Annotated in this window: 15 protein-coding genes and 1 tRNA gene; 6 read left to right on the top strand and 10 right to left on the bottom strand. The window is 59.9% G+C overall.

The window, feature by feature from the left end:
• Window positions 1-33 precede the first annotated feature (33 nt).
• From BLW01_RS01800 to BLW01_RS01780, 5 genes are read right to left on the bottom strand one after another with little or no spacing between them, the layout of a single operon-like run.
• A complete protein-coding gene (locus BLW01_RS01800) occupies window positions 34-1839 on the bottom strand; it encodes an alkaline phosphatase family protein (protein WP_092567779.1) in 1806 nt (601 codons plus the stop codon).
• Window positions 1840-1870: 31 nt separating this feature from the next.
• Complete coding sequence (locus BLW01_RS01795; RefSeq protein WP_092567778.1) at window positions 1871-3016, bottom strand: mandelate racemase/muconate lactonizing enzyme family protein; 1146 nt, start codon at window positions 3014-3016, stop codon at window positions 1871-1873.
• Between the two features lie 37 nt (window positions 3017-3053).
• Window positions 3054-4574 carry a tripartite tricarboxylate transporter permease gene (locus tag BLW01_RS01790; protein ID WP_092567777.1) on the bottom strand — a complete coding sequence of 507 codons (1521 nt, stop codon included), beginning with the start codon at window positions 4572-4574 and terminating at the stop codon, window positions 3054-3056.
• A 1-nt stretch (window position 4575) separates the two neighbouring features.
• Window positions 4576-5013: a tripartite tricarboxylate transporter TctB family protein gene (locus BLW01_RS01785; protein ID WP_092567776.1), complete on the bottom strand. Its 438-nt coding sequence runs from the start codon at window positions 5011-5013 to the stop codon at window positions 4576-4578.
• Window positions 5014-5046: 33 nt separating this feature from the next.
• Window positions 5047-5976: a Bug family tripartite tricarboxylate transporter substrate binding protein gene (locus BLW01_RS01780; protein WP_092567775.1), complete on the bottom strand. Its 930-nt coding sequence runs from the start codon at window positions 5974-5976 to the stop codon at window positions 5047-5049.
• Between the two features lie 368 nt (window positions 5977-6344).
• On the opposite strand from BLW01_RS01780, the gene BLW01_RS01775 reads away from it, so the two are divergent.
• Window positions 6345-7328 carry a LacI family DNA-binding transcriptional regulator gene (locus tag BLW01_RS01775; RefSeq protein ID WP_092567774.1) on the top strand — a complete coding sequence of 328 codons (984 nt, stop codon included), beginning with the start codon at window positions 6345-6347 and terminating at the stop codon, window positions 7326-7328.
• Between the two features lie 158 nt (window positions 7329-7486).
• Here BLW01_RS01775 and BLW01_RS01770 read toward each other — a convergent pair.
• Window positions 7487-7563, bottom strand: a tRNA-Arg gene (locus tag BLW01_RS01770).
• Between the two features lie 522 nt (window positions 7564-8085).
• Here BLW01_RS01770 and BLW01_RS01765 point away from each other — a divergent pair.
• From BLW01_RS01765 to BLW01_RS01745, 5 genes are all read left to right on the top strand, one after another.
• Window positions 8086-8583, top strand: a complete 498-nt coding sequence (locus tag BLW01_RS01765) for a cupredoxin domain-containing protein (protein WP_092567773.1) — start codon at window positions 8086-8088, stop codon at window positions 8581-8583.
• A 3-nt stretch (window positions 8584-8586) separates the two neighbouring features.
• On the top strand, window positions 8587-9252 hold the full coding sequence (locus BLW01_RS01760) for a response regulator transcription factor (RefSeq protein WP_092567772.1): 666 nt from the start codon (window positions 8587-8589) through the stop codon (window positions 9250-9252).
• Entirely contained in the window at window positions 9239-10561 is a 1323-nt protein-coding gene (locus tag BLW01_RS01755; RefSeq protein WP_092567771.1) for a sensor histidine kinase, read from the top strand. The genes BLW01_RS01760 and BLW01_RS01755 overlap by 14 nt, the downstream gene beginning before the upstream one ends.
• A 73-nt stretch (window positions 10562-10634) precedes the next feature.
• Entirely contained in the window at window positions 10635-12437 is a 1803-nt protein-coding gene (locus BLW01_RS01750; protein WP_092567770.1) for a copper resistance system multicopper oxidase, read from the top strand.
• A gap of 9 nt (window positions 12438-12446) precedes the next feature.
• A complete protein-coding gene (locus BLW01_RS01745; protein ID WP_175529736.1) occupies window positions 12447-13214 on the top strand; it encodes a copper resistance protein B in 768 nt (255 codons plus the stop codon).
• A 110-nt stretch (window positions 13215-13324) separates the two neighbouring features.
• Here the strand turns inward: BLW01_RS01745 and BLW01_RS01740 are convergent, their stop codons facing one another.
• The 4 genes from BLW01_RS01740 to BLW01_RS01725 form a co-directional block, all read right to left on the bottom strand.
• Window positions 13325-13576 (bottom strand): hypothetical protein, encoded by a 252-nt coding sequence (locus tag BLW01_RS01740; RefSeq protein ID WP_092567769.1) that lies wholly within the window; start codon window positions 13574-13576, stop codon window positions 13325-13327.
• Entirely contained in the window at window positions 13573-15858 is a 2286-nt protein-coding gene (locus BLW01_RS01735; protein WP_092567768.1) for a heavy metal translocating P-type ATPase, read from the bottom strand. The genes BLW01_RS01740 and BLW01_RS01735 overlap by 4 nt, the downstream gene beginning before the upstream one ends.
• A gap of 73 nt (window positions 15859-15931) precedes the next feature.
• Window positions 15932-16495 carry a Spy/CpxP family protein refolding chaperone gene (locus BLW01_RS01730; protein ID WP_092567767.1) on the bottom strand — a complete coding sequence of 188 codons (564 nt, stop codon included), beginning with the start codon at window positions 16493-16495 and terminating at the stop codon, window positions 15932-15934.
• Window positions 16496-17236: 741 nt separating this feature from the next.
• A complete protein-coding gene (locus tag BLW01_RS01725) occupies window positions 17237-19303 on the bottom strand; it encodes a putative bifunctional diguanylate cyclase/phosphodiesterase (protein WP_092567766.1) in 2067 nt (688 codons plus the stop codon).
• Window positions 19304-19446 lie beyond the last annotated feature (143 nt).

Below are 19446 nucleotides of genomic sequence, written 5' to 3'. Positions count from 1 at the left end.
GGCCGATCCAGGGAGCGCACAATCGAGCGGCCATTATTGGGTGTTTTCTCTCTCGAGCAGCGCGTTCAGCGGCATACCGTCGAGCGTGGCGGTATCCAGGCCCAGCAGGCGCGCGAACGTGGCCCCGGCATTGTCCATGCGCTGGATCCCGCGCTGGGTATCGAATGGCAGCCAGGAGCCGGGCCGTACTCCTTTTCCGTGCAGGATCGCCAGGCCGTGGTTGGAGGCGAACGCAGTGCTGGCGGACGGCACCTGAGGGCCATGGTTGGCGCCGGCGCTTTCCACGGCGGCGACGGTATCGCCACGCCGGTTGACACCCCACACGAATCCTGAGGCGTAGGCGAACAGCACATCCCCGGCATCGTCGCCCCAGTACCCCAGCACACTGGCGTCCTGTTTCTTGAGGGCGAAAGCGACCACGTTGCGCTCGCCTTGCGGCGTATCGATGTACCACGTGCTCAAAGCCTTGAGTATCCGAGTCTGCACCTCGGCCACGTCAGTCTCGGAAACGATGCCCTCTTCCAGGGTGGCTCGATTGACAAAGACCTCCAGTCCGCCGCGCTCATCCTTGAGAAAGGCCTGGCTGCGCTGTCGTATCGGTCGGCCCTGCTCGTCGAGCGTGCAGAGACCGAACTCGGCCAGCCGTCGATGGATGTCGCACAGGTAATGGTTCGGCACGTCGCCATGATCCGAGGCGAGCACGATCACGGTGTCGTCGCGTCGCCCAGCCAGCAGGCGGCCTACCGCATCGTCGAGCACCTGGTACGCGCTGCGGATGGTGTCCAGGTAACGTTCCTGGCCATCGGAGGTAAAGAAGGGTGATTCGGGGTCGCAATAGGCCAGGCAGGTGTGATGGGTTTCGTCGTTGAGACGGAACACCGTGGCGAACAAGCGGAAACCCTCCTCGTTGAGCAAGGTCAGGGCGCTATCGACGAGCCATTCCAATTGGTAGCGACCCTCTTCGAAACTGGTCTCGAAATAGGGCGTGTCCGGGTCCGCTGACACGGTCCACTTGGAGATGAATGGCCCGTGGCGTTTTGTCAGTTTCTCGGCCAGCGCAGGCTGGTTGCCCAGCCGCTCGGGCATGGTGATCTGCGACTGCAGCAGATCCACGTGCCCCCGTTCGGCATCGTAGGCTAGCAGCTTGAAACGCACATACCCACGCTCATCGCTCGCCTCGACGGGCAACCAGGCGCTCCATTCGCCCACACCCAGTGTCGCCGAGCTATCCTTGACTGCCAGTTGTAGCCGTGTGTCGGCTGTCGGGCTCAAGGTCACCGCCAAGGTATCGCCAGCATTGAGCCGGATAACGGCATGGTATTGAGTCTCCGAGCGCTCGATTGCGTGGCGGTTGTGCTTCTGGTGATGGGCTAGGCTACCACTCGGTGGCCAGCCCAGCGCCTCGTTCTGAGGAACGTCGGGCCACTGTGAGAGATCGGTGCTGTGCAGGCCGGCGGGGGCCATCTCCATCGGTGCCGGGCCTCTGCCGCTCCAGAACGGCGCCAGACAGAGATCGTTCTTACCGGTGGGCTTGAGAGACTCGGGAAAGTGCACCAGCGCACACTTTTGTTCCGCTTCGGTCATCAATTCCAACAGATGCCGCGTCCCGCTGGGAGAGATGCGTTGCCCGACCCAACTGTTCCCTGGCGCCTGCCCGGTCAGGAAGTTGACGAAGTTAGTGTCACCCCAGGTCGAGATATAGGGCATAAGTCGTGTCGTGCCGCCCTCCCGGCGCAATCGATCGATATGGGGCAGGACCCCTTCGTGGCAAAACCGGTCGACCAACTCGGGGATTAGACCGTCGACGCCCAGCACCAATACTTTTTTCGCGTTGTGCATACATTGCTCCCTTGGCTAGAACCTGCGCGCTTCAGAGTCGATAACGGTCGATGACGTTTCGGTCGATCTCGATGCCCAGCCCCGGTTTGTCGGGCACCTCCACGCAACCACGGACGTTGAGCGCGAACTCCCCCCCGATCAGCTCCTGGCGGAAGGGGTGCGCGGATTGGTCGTACTCGAGCATCGGCTCGTCCGGGTTCAGCGATAGTGGTTGTGGTGGCAGCGTGGCAATGAACTGTACGGCAGCGGCGAGTCCAATGCCGGTGCCCCAAACATGGGGAATCAGCGGCACGTGCCAGGCTTGGGCAAGTGCGGCGATCTTGCGGCATTCGGTAAAGCCGCCGGCGGCCCCTAGGTCGGGCTGGATGATATCCAGCGCCCCGTCACTGATCAGCTCGCGATAGCCAATCTTGCTGTATTCGTTTTCGCCAGCAGCCACGTAAGTGCGCGACACACCCTTGAGTTCGCGGTAACCGTGACGGTTCTCTGGGCTGAGCGGTTCCTCGAAGAAGTGGACCCGCGTATCTTCGAGTTCCATGAGGATCCGCCGTGCCGCCGGCACGCTATAGGCGCAGTTGGCATCCATCATTAGCTGTACGTCGTCACCAACCGCCTCTCTCACTGCGCGCATGTCGCGAATGTCCGAGTCGACACCGAAACCGGTCTTGATCTTCATCGCCCAATAGCCGTTGGCTTGGTGGCGCAACGCCTCTTCCACGATGTCCTCGGGGTAGCGCCCCTCTTCGCGGCGGTAGAAGCCGGTCGCATAGGGACGGATCTCATGCCGAAACGCGCCGCCCATGAGTCGATGGATCGGCTGCCCCAGCGCCTTTCCGAAAAGATCCCATAGCGCAATGTCTACTGCCGCTATGCCAAACAGTGCTGCGCCTTTCTGGCCGTAAGGACGGGTGTGGTTGTACATCTCCTCCCATAGCACTTCGTGGTCGAACACTGAGCGGCCGACGAGTAACGGCTTGAGGGCGTACTCGACGACCGCCTGGGCAACCTGCGGCGGCTGAAGGCCATGATTGATCGACTCACCCCAGCCGACCAGGCCATCCTCTGTATGGACCTCGACCAGCATGGCGGTGCGCTGATGCACCCACCCTTGGGAAAAAGCGAAAGGCTGCTCGATCGGAGCGGCAAGCACGTGCGTCTTAATGTCGGTAATAATCATGATGTCGCGTATCCAGTAACAAATTCGGAAAAGAGGATTACTTGGTGGCGTCGCTTTCGGCGCGTGGGGCGTTGGCCGACGACTGGCGCCGCTGGGCGATTCCCGACCACACGGTCCAGATGATGAACAGCGCGAGCAACGAGAACAGCGTCATGGAGATGCCGCTATGGGTGAAAAATTCCAGGAAGTCGCCGCGCTTGATCAGCAGGCCGCGACGCAGCGAGCTTTCCAGTTCCGGCCCCAGCACCATGCCGATGACAAGGGGGGCCAGCGGGTAATCCGCGCGGCGCAGGGCGTAGGCCAGGATGCCGGTCAAGGCGGCAACCACCAGGTCGAGCGGATTGCCGCGCACCGTCGCAGCACCGATGAAGCTGAAGATCACGATGGCGGCCATGACGTAGCCCTGATGCAGCCGGAACAGGTAGCGAAACAGGCCGATGGAGGGTTTGCTCAAGATCAGCATGGCGACGTTGACGATGATCAGCACGACGAACAGGGAGTAGACCGTCTGCGCTTGATCGACCATTAACCGTACACCCGGCGTGATGCCATGAATCACCATGGCGCCCATCATCATCGCCGTGACGACATCGCCTGGAATGCCCAGCGCCAGCGTAGGAATGAACGAGCTGCCGGTCACTGCATTATTGGACGACTCCGAAGCGATGATGCCATCCGGCTCGCCTTGGCCCAGGCGATCGCGACGCGGCGACAGTTTTTGCGCAGAGGCATAGCTAATGAACGCTGCCGCGGCCGCACCGGTGCCCGGCAATGCGCCGATGAAGCTACCGATCAACGAGCCGCGGACAAGCTCAATCAAGCGCTTAAACCACTCACCCAGCCTAGGAAGGCGCAACTTGGCCTCAGGGATTTTTGCACCTGGATCGTCCCGCGAGGAAAAACGCACGAAGACTTCCGAAAGCGCGAAAGCGCCCACCACCACCGGAATCAGCGTCAGCCCCGAAGACAAGGCATAGCTACCGAAGGTAAAGCGGTCGGCCCCGGTAATGGGGTCCGAACCCACCATGGAGAGAAAGAAGCCGATCATGCCGCAAACCAGCCCCTTCATGACGCTACCCTTGGAAACGCCCACGATGCACATCATCGCCAGGCAGATGAGAGCGAAGACTTCGATCGAGCCGAAGTTAACGGCGAACTTGGCGAGCTGCGGCGCGCAGAAGATCAATATTACGCAGGAAAGAACGCCGCCGAAGAAGGACGCGAACGTCGCCCAGCCCAGCGCTTCGTCGACACGCCCTTCCTGAGTCATGGGGTAACCGTCGAAGGTGGTCGCCGCCGACTGGGGTGTACCGGGAGTATTGATGAGAATAGCGGTGATCGAGCCACCGTAGACGGAACCGCAGTAGACACCGATTAGCAGCGCCATGCTGGTAATGGTGGACATTCCAAAAGTGAAAGGAAGAAAGACGGTCAGTCCCACCACCGACCCGAGGCCCGGCAGCCCACCAATGATGATCCCGGCCCAGGTACCGACGACGATGGCGAGCAACGCCTGCCAGGCGAAGGCATCGCCCACCGCAGCAAGAATGATATCCATGTTACAGCGCTCCGCTGGTCAAGAGTGTCGGCAGCCGAATCAGCAGCACGTGGTGGAACAAGAACCACAGGCCACCGGCGATGACGAGCGTGCCCACCGCCAACGGCAGTGGGCGGCGCAGGCGAAACAGCCACAGTGTCAAGGCGACGAGCGGCAGCGAGGGAAGCAGGAACCCCAGGCTGGCCACCGCGATGGCGGCGATGAGTACGGCCGCCATCAGCACGGGCAACGGTGACAGCGACCTGCTGCTCATTGCCGTGGCATGCGACAGCTCGACGAAAGTGATCACCAGAGCAAATCCACACCACAGCGTCAGTACGACACGCGGCATCAGCATGGCATCGGTCGGGCCGCGCCAGGCATGGAACGCCAGCACGGCGCCGACAAGGAACAAGGCCAGGCCCAGCAACACCCTGGGGTTGGCCAATCTCGCAATCATGACGCATACCTCGCTGAATGATGGTTTGCGGGTTTATTCGATCAGGCCGACATCGCGTAATACTTGCTTGTTGGCGTCGTAACGCTGCTTCACGAAGGCTTCGAAATCTTCCGGTCCGAGATAGGCGATGCCGGCCTTGGCTTTCTCGGCGAAAGACTTGAATCGATCGGACTCGAGCGTGGCCTTGCAGGCGTCGGAATACTGGGTCTTCCGCTCTTGTGAAATACCCTTGGGCGCCACCAGGCCCTGCCAGACGGCGAATTCCATCTCCGGAAGGCCCAGTTCACCGATGGTCGGTACATCCTCGTAGCCTTCGATGCGATGGTCGGCGAAGACCGCCAACGGGCGGAGGTCATAGTTCGCGAGGATGGTCTCGGTGTCTGCCATGATCTGGATCTCGTCGCCCGCTAGCGCATTCATGGCCGGCCCGGAACCGCTGTAGGGAATATGTGAGGCCTCGAGGTCGCTTTCGCCCACCAGAGCGGCGACCGCCAGTTGCGGTAGCGTGCCAGGCCCGGAGGAGCCATAGAGCAGCGGCTCCTCTTGGGAGGCTGCGACGAGCTGGTCGAAGTTTTCGATGTCGGACGACTGGGACACCATCAAGAACATCGGATTGGACGTGGTCCGACAGATGTAGGTGAAGCTGTCCGGCCCGTAGGGGAGATCTTTCAGCGACGGCTGGATGCTGAGCGCGCCGGCCGGCTCGTAGCCGATAATGTTGGGGTTGCCTTCGCTGTTGGCGACCTCAGCGGTGCCTTCCGTTGCACTGGCGCCAGCCACGTTACGCACTACCGAAGTGACGCCGAGGTTATCGGAGAAGGGCGGCTCGAAACTACGTGCGACGATGTCCGTTGCACCACCTGCAGCAAAGGGCACGATGATGTCCAAAGTGTCTTGAGCAAACGCAGTATGCGAGGTGCCGGCGAGCATCAACAGGATCATGGAACGACGTACAGGCTTCATTGTTCATTTCCTCGTATCGCTACGAAATTTAATGAATTTGTTAAAATCCATTATTAACAATAACTTAATGTTGGTTATTAAGATTTATTGCTTGTTTATCGTAGCGTTGCGATTTTTGCGATACAATGTGTATCGGGTTGTGCTTTCGTCGTATGGCTAGCTATACCGCTTATGGATCAACGTTTCGTTCAGGGACGAATACGTCGCAACCTTTTATAAAGCAATCAGTGGTTTGGACTGCATGCCATGGTCATTCGAGGTGTCACGAAGCGCCTCGGTAGTCACAGTGATGTTTGTATAACCCTCTGAATCACCGGAATAGGGCTGTAACAGTGGCAAGACAAAGACGCAACTCTCAACGGGCCACCATGGGCGAGGTTGCCCAATTGGCAGACGTCTCCCCGAGTACGGTATCGCTCTATCTACGCCATCCGGATAAGGTTTCCAGCCAGCGAGCCGAACGAATCCAAACGGCAATTGATCGGTTGGGCTATCTTCCCAATACCATGGCGGGGGGATTGGCCTCTTCGCGCTCCAACGTGATTGGCGTCATTGTACCCACCATCACCAACTCGTTCTTCTCAGCCACACTAGAAACCTTGGAACGACATTTACGGCCTGCGGGCTACCAATTGCTGATCGGTAACAGCGAATTCGATGAGTCGCGTGAGGAAGAATTGATCCGCTCAATCCTGAGTTGGAATCCTGCTGGCCTGGTGCTGACGGGGTTTGCGCATAGCCGAAAATCGATTTCGCTGCTTGCCAAGAGTGACACGCCCATCGTGGAAATGTGGGATTTCGGCCAGAAAGGACTCGATATGGTCGTCGGCTTCTCCCATCGCACCTGCGGAAAATTGGTAGCAGAACATTTTCTGGCTAAAGGCTATCGGAAAGCGGCCTTTCTTAGCACCAGTTTCCAGCGTGATATACGGGCGAAGGAACGCTATCAGGGGTTTCGTGAGGATATGACCAATGCCGGCGGCTCCGTTGTGCTACGCGAGTTGCAGGGGCGTAGCAATACCGCAGAGACCGGAGAGCTGGTGCGAGAATTAGTGAGTGATCATACTGACCTGGAAGCGATTTTCTGCGCTAACGATATAGTGGCACTTGGTGTCCTGCTCGAATGCCAGCGTCAAGGATGGCCGATTCGCGACCGACTCGCCGTAGCGGGTTTTGGCAACCAGGACTTCACCGCCAGCACCGTACCGCCCATGACAACCGTTGAGCCGCCTAGCCAGGAAATTGGTCAGCATATCGCCCGGATGTTGCTGGCGCGTTTGGGGGGGAGCTTGACGGAGCAAGAGACCCGCCTCGATCTAGGTGTCAGGTTGGTGGCCAGAGAGAGCACGTAATAAACCGTGTTTGTCGCAGGAGATGCGATCAGTGACGACGAGCTCGAACGTGCACTGAGAGGGAGGAATGGCTCGGGCAAGCTGGGGGAGGCATGCCGGCAACGACAGGCGTTGTTACGGGGTTGGTGGTCAGGTTTGGGGAGCGTCGATTACCTGGATGGCGCCCTCTGCAGGATTCGAACCTGCGACCTGCCGCTTAGGAGGCGGCTGCTCTATCCTGCTGAGCTAAGAGGGCGAAGCGCCGCTATTATAGGCGGCTGAACTGCGGAGATAAACCCGCTGAGAATCCTTGTGCTGCAGACTCCCGTGCCCTGGCATCAGTATCGGTTCGGCCGCTCGAGAGGTGGAGAGCGGCCGTCTTGGCTGGTATATAGTCAATTTCTCAGGTATTTGACTAGCGCAGCGATTGCCAGTCCAAACAGTGTCAGCATGGCGAGGGGCATGATCCAACCTACCCATCCCATACTGCCCATCACTGAAAAGCATTCTGCCATCATCGCTTATCTCCTCTGGGGCATGGCCCCGTGCTCGGTGGTTCAATCAGGGGAAGGGGCAGAACCTCATGCAGTGTTGTTATTTTACTCGTATATAACAGATCGACATGCTGAAATAAACCTTGGTCCAGCACATAGGTATATGATTTTTCGATAATAATGCGTGATAATGGTGTGGAATAGAGGGAGTCCCCGTTTCAGGCTGGTTTCAGCTTCATGATGTAGGATATTCCTGTCAACAAGACAATGAATGGGAGGTATCCATGCGAGCATCATTTCTGGCATTGGGCTTTGGTTTACTGGCTTCCACCGCCATGGCAACAGGAGAGCACGAGGGGGACCATAGTAGTCAGGCAGAAGCTGAACTCGATCGTACCGTCAGCGTTGTGGCGGGTGATATGTGGTTCGATCCGGAAGCATTGAATGTGGAGCCAGGAGAGACCATCGAGTTCGAGATTCACAATACCGGAGATGTCGAGCACGAGTTCGTCATCGGGGATGCAGGAGCTCAGGAGAAGCATCGTGAGATGATGCAGGAAATGGGCAGTGAAGGGCATCATGATGATCACGCCAGCCACGGCAGTCATGACATGGAAGAGGGGGAGCATGGCGGTAACATGCCCGCTGTCACGATTGCTTCGGGAGAGACCGAACGTCTGGTCTGGACCGCTCCGGACAATGTGGACGAGCTTGAATTCGCGTGTAACATCCCGGGGCATTATGAGTCAGGCATGTATGGAGTCATCGATCTCCAGGGTTGATCCATGAAGCTGTTGCTTCTTGAAGATGATGATCTGTTGGCCGAGAGTCTGGAGGAAAGCCTCGGGGATAACGGTTATTGCGTGGATTTAGCCCCTAGTTTGCGGGTAGCCTGGTCTCTCATGACGACCGAGTCGTACGTGTTGGCCATCATGGACCTGGGGCTGCCGGATGGGTCGGGTCTCGATTTGCTGGAACAGTGGCGTCGAGCGGGACATGATCTGCCGATACTAGTGCTGACCGCCCGGGATACCTGGGAAGATAAAGTCGTCGGTCTGCGTCGGGGGGCCGATGACTATCTGACCAAACCCTTCCATGAAGCGGAATTGTTGGCCCGTCTACATGCATTGTTGCGCCGGTGTTCCGGTGGTTTAACCGATCAATTGTCGCTCAATGGCATAACACTTGATGAGTCGACTCAGTGTGTCAGTGTCGGTGACGAGAGCTGGCATCCGTTAACATCGACGGAATTCCGGCTGTTACGTTATCTGATGCACTATCCTGATCGGGTTCATTCCAAATCACATCTGCTCGACCAGCTCTACTCGCTGGGACAGGACGCTGCTGCATCGAACCTGGTGGAAGTGTATATAGGGCGATTGCGTCGTCAGTTGGGTAGAGAGGTGATCCAGACCCGGCGGGGGCAGGGGTATATTTTTGTTTCGCATTGACCGCCGAAGTTTACGCTTCCGCCTGTTGGTCTGGCTGACCGGCACAGCATTGGTTGTAGTGGGGGCAGCCTGGGTACTGCATGGCTTCCTGCTTCGGGAACTGGCAAAGGACTTTCTAGGTGAACGTCTGCAACGTGAAGCTGATCACGCAGTTCGACAATTGCAACAGGAGAGTGAGACTACTCCGGCAATGCTTGATTCCGTCAGTCAGGGATATCAGGTGTTCCACCACCTCTATGTGCTGGAACTGGACGATGAGGTCAGTGCCTCAGAGGCACGTTGGCAGACCGCGCTCAAGCCCTATCTGGATAACACCGATGATGCATTGATAGAGGTGGTTTGGGAAGAGCATCGGTTATTGGTCTATCGGCGTGGTTTTTCCCTCGATGATAGCGATGGTGTACTCCTGGTCGGGGAAGAGTTTTCCCAGGTAGAAGCCGGTCTCGACACTCTCCACTGGTGGGTTGGGGCGATCGCGGGTGTGTTGCTGGTGTTGCTGATTGCCTTGAATCTGGTGGCAGTGCATCGAGGGCTTGTACCGCTGAAACACCTTCAGGGGCAATTGATGGAATTGAGGACTGGCCGCCGACAACGCCTGGCCTTGAATGCCCCTTCCGAACTGGATGGTCTGGTGACGCAGCTCAACCGTTTCATGGATGAAATCGATACTCGTCTTCAACGAGGTCGTGATTCGGCAGCGAACCTTTCCCATGCCTTGAAGACGCCACTCGCTGCGGTAACACAGGTACTCCGCGGTGGTCGTCCAATAAACGAGAATCGTCGAGAGAAGCTGTTGCAACGCCTGGAGGATATTCATGGACAGTTGGAAGCGGAAATTCGGCGCTCGTGGATTGCTGGTCCTAGTGCGGGGCAGCTTGCATGTATTCCCGAAGATGTGCATCGACTGATTGATACTTTCCGCATGCTTTATCCCGACAAGTGGTTCCACTTGACTATCAACGCCGGAGACAGCGCATGTATTCCGATAGAGCGTCATGATTTTTCAGAAATGCTGGGAATCCCTCTTGATAACGCCGGCAAATGGGCGAGTCGTGAGATCGAGTGTCATTTATCGATGGGATCGGGATTGACTATTGTCATCGAGGACGACGGGCCAGGCATCTCTCGACATGTGTTACCCAAGCTGGCACAGCGTGGCGTTCGACTTGATGAAAGCCATCCAGGCCATGGGTTGGGTTTGTCGATACTCAGCCAACTCATGGATCGCTATGAAGGTGGTGTTGCGTTTGATACTGGCACAATGAGGGGATTGAAAGTGACGATCACTATCCCTTGCCATGAACCCTAGCCCTCCCAATATTCAGGATACTTTCAGCTTGTTGCGTCATGATCAGCGTATCCACGTGCTGATGGAGTGATGCATGACAAGTTCAAGTGTTTCGACCTATGGAATCTCGCGTCGCCAATTGCTCAAAACCGGTGCGGTACTGGGAGTCGGATCTACTGCATTAGGATTACAGCCCGCCTGGGCGGTCTCATGGGGACAATCCAGCATCTATGCTAAAGGTATAGAGGAAGGTCCGGAGCTGGCGTTGGCCATCCGGCGTGAATCTATCCTGGTCGATGGTAAGGAAGCTCGGCCGATCAGCATCAATGGCACCAGCCCCGGGCCGATGATTCGGCTCAAGGAAGGCCAGGATGCCGTGCTCAGGGTCACCAATCTGCTCGACGAGCCCACATCCATCCACTGGCATGGCCTGATCCTGCCCGCCGGCCAGGATGGCGTGCCTGGCGTCAGCTTCGCCGGCATCGAACCCGGCGAGACCTTCACCTACCGCTTCCCGGTGCGCCAGAACGGCACCTACTGGTACCACAGCCACTCCGGCCTGCAGGAGCAGCTTGGCCATGCCGGGCCGCTGATCATCGATGCCGCCGAGCGCGAATCCTTCCGCTACGATCGCGAGCACGTGCTGCTGCTCACCGACTGGACCTACGAGGACCCCATGGCGGTGTTTCGCAACCTCAAGACCGCCGAGGGGTACTACAACTTCCAGGAGCGTACTATTGCCGACTTCTTCGCCGACGTGCGCGAGAAGGGCTTTGCGGCGACGTCGGAGATGCGCGGCATGTGGGCGAAGATGCGCATGAGTTCGCGTGACATCGCCGACGTTACCGGCAGCACCTACACCTACCTGGTCAACGGCCACTCGCCCGGTGAGAACTGGACGGCGCTGTTCAAGGCCGGCGAGCGGATTCGCCTGCGGGTGATCAACGGCTCGGCGATGAGCTACTTCGACGTGCGCATTCCCGGACTGAAGATGACCGTGGTGGCTGCCGATGGCCAGCCGGTACAGCCTGTGCCCGTCGATGAGTTCCGCATTGCGGTGGCCGAGACCTACGATGTACTGGTCGCTCCCGAGGACGACACGGCTTATACGATCTTCGCCGAGGCCATGGACCGCAGCGGCTACGCTCGTGCCACCCTGGCGTCCCGCGAGGGCATGGAGGCGGAACTTCCCGAGCGTCGCAAGATCGCCGACCGCGGCATGGAGGCCATGGGCGCCCACGACATGGAGGCCATGGACCATTCCGAGATGGAGGGTATGGACCACTCCGATGACATGGAGGGCATGGACCACTCCGACATGGACATGGAGGGTATGGACCATTCCAAGATGGAGGGGATGGGCGACTTCGGTGACAGGGAGCCGGGTGATGGCGACGATGAGGCGGGCATGCTCGCCCCCGGCGAGGCTCAGCCGGGATCCCGCTATGACCAGGCGGGCATCGGCATCGACCCCGACGGACGTCGCATCCTGGTCTACCGCGACCTCAAGGCCTTCGCCCCCTGGCCCGACCGGCGCTCCCCGGGTCGCGAGCTGGAGCTGCGCCTGACCGGCAACATGGAACGCTACATGTGGTCCTTCGACGGCAAGAAGTTCAGCGAGGTGACCGGCCCCATCCACTTCGAGAAGGACGAGCGGCTGCGCCTGATCCTGGTCAACGAGACGATGATGGAGCACCCCATCCACCTGCACGGCATGTGGATGGAGCTGGAGAACGGCCAGGGCGAGCTGATCCCCCGCAAGCACACCCTCAACGTCAAGCCCGGCGAGCGCGTCTCGGCGCTGATCACCGCCGACGCCGAGGGCAGCTGGGCCTTCCACTGCCACCTGCTCTATCACATGGATGCCGGCATGTTCCGGGTCGTCAAGGTCTCGTAAGGAGAAGGCATGAATACCAGAATCCCGATGATCGCGGCCGGTGCACTGCTGGCCACTCCGCTCTCCGTCGCCCAGGCCGAGGACAGCTACGATGCTCCGGAGGGCTGGCCCGCCCCGATGGCTGAACACAACATGGCCATGGCGCTGTTCGACCGGCTCGAATACGCCGTACCGGACAAGGGCCACGAGGCGCTGGTCTGGGACTTCCAGGCCTGGTATGGCGGCGACGTCAACCGGGTCTACCTCAAGTCCGAGGGCGAGAACGTTCAGGGCGATGGCGAGGATGCCGAGTTCGAATCGCTGGAGTTGCTCTACAGCCGGCTGATTGCCGACTTCTGGGAACTTCAGGGCGGCATCGGCTACCAGGGCGGCGTCTTCTCGGATGACCATGCCGAGCGCGGCTACGGGGTGATCGGCCTGCAGGGCGTGATGCCCTACGGCATCGAGACCGACCTGGCGCTGCAGGTCAGCGACGACGGGGACGTCTCGGCGAGCCTCGAGGGCGAGTACGATCTGCGCCTGACGCAACGTCTCTATCTGCAGCCGCGCACCGAGATCGCCGTGGCGGCCAGCGAGGTCGAGGAATTCGGCGTCGGCGAGGGACTCAACTCGGTGCAGTTCGGCCTGCGGCTGGGCTACGAGGTGACCCGCCGCTTCGCGCCCTACGTCGGCGCCTACTGGGAGAAGCAGTATGGTGATACTGCCGACATCGCCCGCCATCATGGCGATCCCACCGAGGATACCGGCGTCGTCGCCGGCGTCAGTCTGGGGCTCTGATTTTTAAACGCTAACTCAGAACAGGTATAGGGAGATGAGAGTGTTGCTGGCCACGGCCAAAGGCATTCCCTGTCTGGTGTCGATGCAGGCTGGATCTGTTTAGCGTCTCGTTACTCATCCCGGTCACGCCGATGAGGCCCCAGATGATTGTGCATCAGCAAGTGCATACCGAGACACAGCAGCATGGGCAGCAGCAGCCAGGCACTACCGCCCAGCGATCCCCCTCGCCACAGTAAAAACGCTGCGGCGCTGCCCATCAGAGCGACGCAGACCAGCATCATCAGCCCATGGCCAGTGTGGCCGCGCGCCCCTGAAGTGGGGCGTTCCTCGTGGTGCTCATGGGAAGGGTCGGAATGGTTCATGACGATTCTCCAGCGGGTTGAGTATGGGCATAGCGGCGCTTGAGCAGCAGGGAATTGCCGATCACCGACAGGGAGCTGGCAGTCATGGCGACCACGCCGACCATGGGATGCAGCAGCCCCACGGCGGCGATGGGAATGGCGGCCAGGTTGTAGCCACTGGCCCAGATCAGGTTCTGAACGATCTTGCCGTAGGTGGCGCGCGAGAGGTGCATGGCCTCCACCACGCCGGTCAGCTCGCCGCGGACCAGGGTCACGTCGGCCGCCTCGATGGCCACGTCGGCGCCGGCGCCGATGGCGATACCCACGTTGGCCTGGGTCAGTGCCGGGGCGTCGTTGATGCCATCGCCGACCATCGCCACGTGCTCGCCGTGCTTGGCCTGAAGGGCGCGGATGGCGTCGACCTTGCCTTCCGGCAGCACGCCGGCCTGGACTTCGTCGATGCCCACCTCGTCGGCCACGGCGCGGGCGGCGCGCTCGTTATCGCCGGTGATCATCACCACGTGCAGGCCGAGGTCATGCATGCCGCGGATGGCCTCGCGCGATTCCTCCTTGAGGGTATCGGCAACGGCGACGAGGCCGCGCGCCTGGCCGTCGGCGGCGACGATCACCACGGTGCGCCCCTTGTCCTCGAGGGCCTGCATGGCCTCGTCCAGGGCCTCGAGGCCGGTCACTCCTTCCTCTTCCAGCAATCGGCGATTGCCGATCAACACAGTCTCCTCGCCCACCTTGCCGGAGACGCCGCGTGCCCCGGTGGAACGGAACTCGCTGACCTCGCCGGGTTTTACATCGCGTTCCTTGGCACCGTCGACGATGGCGCGGGCGATGGGGTGCTCCGAGGCATTCTCCACGCTCGCCGCCAGAGTCAGCAGGCGCTCCTCTTCGACACCCTCGGCGGCGACGGCATCGGTGAGCCTGGGTTCGCCGCGGGTGATGGTGCCGGTCTTGTCGAGCACCATCACCTTGACGTCCTTGAAGGTCTGGATCGCCTCGCCGGAGCGGATCAGGATGCCGCGCTCGGCACCGATGCCGGAGCCCACCATCAGGGCGGTGGGGGTGGCCAGGCCCAAGGCGCAGGGACAGGCGATGACCAGCACGGCGATGGCCGCCAGTATGGCCAGCACCGGCACGGCTGCCTCGGGATTCACCCAAGGCAGGAAGGTGGCGCCCCAGTCGAGGATCGGCCGCAGCGCCTCCGGGAACAGCGCCCAGGCCACGAGGCTGGCCAGGGCGATCGCCAGCACCGCGGGCACGAAGCGACCGGTCATGCGGTCGGCGAACTCCTGGATCGGCACTCGGGAGCCCTGAGCCTGGTCGATCAGGCGCACCACCTGAGAGAGGAAGGTATCGCCGCCGACGCGGGTCGCCTTGACCCGCAATCGCCCCTCCTTGTTGATGGTGGCCCCGATTACGCTGTCGCCGGTGCTCTTGTAGACCGGGATCGACTCGCCGGTGGCGATGGACTCGTCGAGATGGCTCTCGCCCTCGACCACTTCGCCGTCGGTGGGGATCTTGTCGCCGGGCCGGACGATCATGATGTCGCCGGGGGCGAGCTCCTTGACCGGCACCTCGACCTCCTTGCCGTCGCGCTCGACCCGTGCCGTCTTGGCGCCCAGAGTCAGCAGGCGGCGGATCGCCTGGGAGGCACGCCCCTTGGCCAGTGCCTCCAGATAGCGCCCCAGCAGGTGGAAGGTCATGATGGTGGCGGCCATCTCGATGAACGAGGTCATGGGATAGACGAAGCCGACCAGGCCGATCAGGTAGGGCGGAAGGCTGCCCATGGAGATCAGCACGTCCATGTTGAAGGTGCCGTTCTTCAGCGAGCGCCAGCTCGAGCGATGGGTGGCGATGCCGCCGTAGAGGAACACCACCGGGAAGGCCAGTACGGCGATGATCGCCAGATACCCCGGGATCGGTTGCCAGAACATGTGCGGCATCATCAGCAGCATGATCAGGGTGGTGGGTAGCGCGGCGATGATCAGGCGTTGGCGCGCCTGGCGGAGGTAGCCCTCCTCGATCTCGGCATCGGCCTCGGCGTCATCCTCCTCCGCTTCTCCCTGCACGGCGGCGACATCGTAGCCGGCGCCTTCGACGGCGCGTTTCAGTGCCTCGCCATCCGGGCCCTTGGCACCCACCGCTATGCTGACGCGGTGGTTGGCGATATTGGTGTGGATATCGCCCACACCTTCAAGGCGCTCGAGCGTCGTGCGCACGATGCCGGCACAGTGGTCGCTGCCCATACCTGGGACCGTCAGGGTGATTCGGTTATCGGTCATATCGGCCATTGCTCTCCTCCTGATCGCCAAGGCCCGGTGGGCGGCCTATCGGCGGCCGCCCACCTCGGTTGATGAAGAGCGCTCAGTGATGGGATTCGTGATCCTCGGGGGTGATACCCTCCGGCATGGCCTGCTGCAGCTGTTCGCGCTGCTCGTCGGTGAGGAGGTCGTTCAGGGCGTTGTGGTGGCGGACCCGGTCGGCCAGCATCTCGCCATGCAGCTCGGCCATCTGGCCGTGCAGTGCCTGAATCTCGTCAGGGTCGGGGCGTGCCTCCTGCATTAGCGCCATGAGATCGTCACGCCGGTTCATCATCTCCCCCATGCGTTCGAGCTGTTCCTGACGGTGTCCCTGCATCAGCTCACGCATTTCGCTGCGCTGTTCGGGCTCGAGCAGCTGCTGCATGCCCATGCCGGAGCCGCCCATCATGGGGCAGGGCATCATCCCGCTACCCATCATTCCTTTCATCATGCCAGGCCCCATACCGCCTTGGCCCATCATTCCGGGGCCCATACCGCCCTGGCCCATCATGCTGCTTCCCTGGCCGGCTTGAGGGTCCGGCATGCCCTGGGCGAGGGCGACGCCGGTACCGCTGGCACCAAGTGCCAAGGCGAGTCCGAGGACGAGAGTGTGCTTGCGAATGTTCATGATCGTTCTCCTGGCGGGCTATTGGGCCCATTCTAGGCTTTTGCTTACATTATTTCGGTTAGGTGCTGCACATAGGTCAATGCCATGCAACAACAGCTGAGTGTGAGGAAAGGCGTCCAGGGTTCAGAGTCTGAACCTTTGTGTCAGTGGATAGACTGGACTTGGAGAAGTATTGGGCGTGGGCAAGTCTAGGATGAGGTGCCGGAGTGTTCTTGACCATGGTGTCAGACAAATTATTAGGAAGTGGTTCTCTTAGCATAGTCTCGAGGAACTACCTGACCATTGACCTACATCAAGATTGATGAACGTAGGGCACCTGGGGGGGGATGGCCAGGTTGTCAGACTCTTACGGGCGCCATGAAAACCTGCCAGTGTCAATTGATATCAGCATCGACGGAGCACCTTTGTCCCTTCGGGATGAAAACCGTCGCTCTGTTCAACCTGTGTCGGTGGCGACAGCAATGTGCCGCTGGGTTTTGTCTCGTTGACCGAAAACCTGGTGATGATGGCGATGGGTGTGTGGATGCCGCTACGGATGCTTGTGTTATGAGCTCCGCTCTCCAGTAGCCTGTCAGTGGCGCCCCACGGTTTCATGAGCCACTGTCCAGTGCCGGGCCTGGTCACTCGAACGAGATCATCTACCCTTCTGCAAGCGTGTGACGTCGACCCTTGTTAGTCATGCATCTTATGTAAATATACAGCGTCGGTATGACGCGCGCAGTGAACGGTCAGGGGCAGGGATCAAGACGTCGTGCCTGCATCGCTGGACAGGACATACCTTGCCATGAACTCGCTTTCGGGCATCGGTGGCGCGATGTGGAAACCCTGGGCAAGGTCGCAGCCAAGCGTGCGTAGTGCATTGAGTTGTCCTGCGCTCTCGACACCTTCGGCGAGGACTTGGCGCTGCATGGCATGGCTCATGGCCACGATGCCGCTGAGGAATTGGTGCCGGTCGCGGCGAGTTTCCACGTAGCAGGTGGCGATGCGGTCGACCTTGACGGTGCTGAGTGGCAACTGGCTGGCGTAGGTGATCGATGAGATGCCGGAGCCGAAATCGTCCAGTGCGATCATCGCGCCGAGTTCGCGAGCTTCCTGAAGCAGGTTGGCTGCCAGGTCCAGGTCATGAAAGTGGGTCGATTCCAGCACTTCGAGGCTGAGGAATGGTGCCTGAAAAGCGTGGCGTTGGTAGGTGGCGGCCAGGGTGTCGAGAAACGTGCCGGTTTCAATGTGGTCCTGCGACAGGTTGATGCCGATATAGAGCGGGTGGTGGGCCAGGTGACAGCGGGCCGCAACGCGTCCGGCTTCCTCGATCAGCCATTCGCCGTAGGGCAGGCTCAACGACGAGTGCGTGATAAGGTGCATGAAATGACGGGGACCCAGGATTCCCTGAGTAGGATGTCGCCAGCGGGCGAGGGCTTCGGCACCCACGATCCTTCCGTTGTCCAGATTGAGTATCGGCTGGAAGAAAAGCTCGATCTGACCGGTATCGAACGCCTGCTTGACCTGTTGATAGACATCCTGGCTGGTGTCGATGGTATGTACGGTGGGCGCATGGGCAATGCAGTTCTTGCCTTGCTGTTTGGCATCGTACATGGCGGAATCGGCGGCATCGATGAGCGCCGCTGCCCCGACCTGGTGATCGTTGGTAAAGGTGATGCCGATCGATACCGACACCTGTACGGCATCGCCGTTGTCCAGCGCAAATGGTGCCGTGATGTCATCAAGTATCTTGCCTGAGACTTTGGCTGCCTTGTCGGCGGTGCCCAGGCCGGTGAGCGCGATGACGAATTCGTCGCCACCGAAGCGTGCCGTCAGATCGTTGCTGCGCATCAGGCGCTTGAGTCGACGGCTGATCTCGATCAGCAGTTCGTCGCCACTGGCATGACCATATGTGTCATTGATCGGCTTGAAGTCATCGAGATCGAGAAACAGGATGGCCAGACCGGTCCGGGTGAACTCCAGGTTCTCGAGCTGGCGTTCCAGGAGGATGCTGAAATGTTCGCGATTGAAGAGGCCCGTCAACGGGTCGTAGCTCGCCAAACGCTCCAGTCGGGACTGGTTGAGCCGGCGCTGTGTGATATCCCGGAATACGGCGACATAGTTGATTACCTGGCCCTGGTCATCGTGGATGGCCGAGATCGTGGCGTTCTCGATGAGCTGGCTGCCATCCTTGCGGGTGTTCCAGATGTCGCCGCTCCAGTAGCCCTGTTCCGCGACGGTGGCGAACATATGCTGGTAGAAGGCACGGTCATGCTTGCCCGATGAGAGCAGGCTGGGCTTGTGGCCGAGGACCTCGTGGCGGGTATACCCGGTCAGGTCGGTAAAGGCCGGGTTGATGTCGATGATGTTCTTGTCGGCATCGGTGACCAGAATGCCATCATGAGTGTTGCGGAATACCGCCTCGGTCAGCTCCATTTGCCGATGTGCCCGCACGCGTTCACTGATGTCCCGTTGGATGCCGATCAAGTAGTGGTGACCTCGAATATCCGTGAACGATGAGAGACTGAGCTCGTTCCAGAACAGTGAACCGTCCTTGCGACGGGTTTCCAGTGTGACGGTGACGGGGCGGTGTTGCCTGATGGCTCGACGTATGATGTCGATAGCGTGTTGATCGACGCTTTGAGGCTGCAATAGTCGGCATGAGCGACCGAGGATTTCCTGCCGACGGTAACCGGTCAGCGTCTCGAACGCGCGATTGACATGCACCAGTGGGCATTCGCTGTCCTCGCCGTTGGCAATGGAGACGGCAATATCGAGTGTGTCCAGCACATCAGATAGTGCCGAAGTCAGAGGAATGCATGAGCTCAAGGGCGATCACCGATGCTTGTATGTTAAAACACGTAACAAGATATTATACGAGGGATGGCTAGAGGGAGGAACCGGAATCATGCTTTCGTTTGATCAACGTCATACTGCCTTGAACCATTCCGATATATTTTCTGTGCAGGACC

This window comes from Aidingimonas halophila (assembly GCF_900106955.1).
GTDB lineage: Bacteria > Pseudomonadota > Gammaproteobacteria > Pseudomonadales > Halomonadaceae > Aidingimonas > Aidingimonas halophila.
The sequence above is the reverse complement of the archived record's forward strand: the minus strand, read 5'-3'. Positions and strand labels throughout refer to the sequence as shown.

What these genes read in the sequence shown, in the direction of transcription:
- BLW01_RS01800 (WP_092567779.1), bottom strand. Translation starts at nt 1,839, where the DNA reads ATGCACAACGCGAAAAAAGTATTGGTGCTGGGCGTCGACGGTCTAATC.
- BLW01_RS01795 (WP_092567778.1), bottom strand. Translation starts at nt 3,016, where the DNA reads ATGATTATTACCGACATTAAGACGCACGTGCTTGCCGCTCCGATCGAG.
- BLW01_RS01790 (WP_092567777.1), bottom strand. Translation starts at nt 4,574, where the DNA reads ATGGATATCATTCTTGCTGCGGTGGGCGATGCCTTCGCCTGGCAGGCG.
- BLW01_RS01785 (WP_092567776.1), bottom strand. Translation starts at nt 5,013, where the DNA reads ATGATTGCGAGATTGGCCAACCCCAGGGTGTTGCTGGGCCTGGCCTTG.
- BLW01_RS01780 (WP_092567775.1), bottom strand. Translation starts at nt 5,976, where the DNA reads ATGAAGCCTGTACGTCGTTCCATGATCCTGTTGATGCTCGCCGGCACC.
- BLW01_RS01775 (WP_092567774.1), top strand. Translation starts at nt 6,345, where the DNA reads ATGGGCGAGGTTGCCCAATTGGCAGACGTCTCCCCGAGTACGGTATCG.
- BLW01_RS01765 (WP_092567773.1), top strand. Translation starts at nt 8,086, where the DNA reads ATGCGAGCATCATTTCTGGCATTGGGCTTTGGTTTACTGGCTTCCACC.
- BLW01_RS01760 (WP_092567772.1), top strand. Translation starts at nt 8,587, where the DNA reads ATGAAGCTGTTGCTTCTTGAAGATGATGATCTGTTGGCCGAGAGTCTG.
- BLW01_RS01750 (WP_092567770.1), top strand. Translation starts at nt 10,635, where the DNA reads ATGACAAGTTCAAGTGTTTCGACCTATGGAATCTCGCGTCGCCAATTG.
- BLW01_RS01745 (WP_175529736.1), top strand. Translation starts at nt 12,447, where the DNA reads ATGAATACCAGAATCCCGATGATCGCGGCCGGTGCACTGCTGGCCACT.
- BLW01_RS01740 (WP_092567769.1), bottom strand. Translation starts at nt 13,576, where the DNA reads ATGAACCATTCCGACCCTTCCCATGAGCACCACGAGGAACGCCCCACT.
- BLW01_RS01735 (WP_092567768.1), bottom strand. Translation starts at nt 15,858, where the DNA reads ATGGCCGATATGACCGATAACCGAATCACCCTGACGGTCCCAGGTATG.
- BLW01_RS01730 (WP_092567767.1), bottom strand. Translation starts at nt 16,495, where the DNA reads ATGAACATTCGCAAGCACACTCTCGTCCTCGGACTCGCCTTGGCACTT.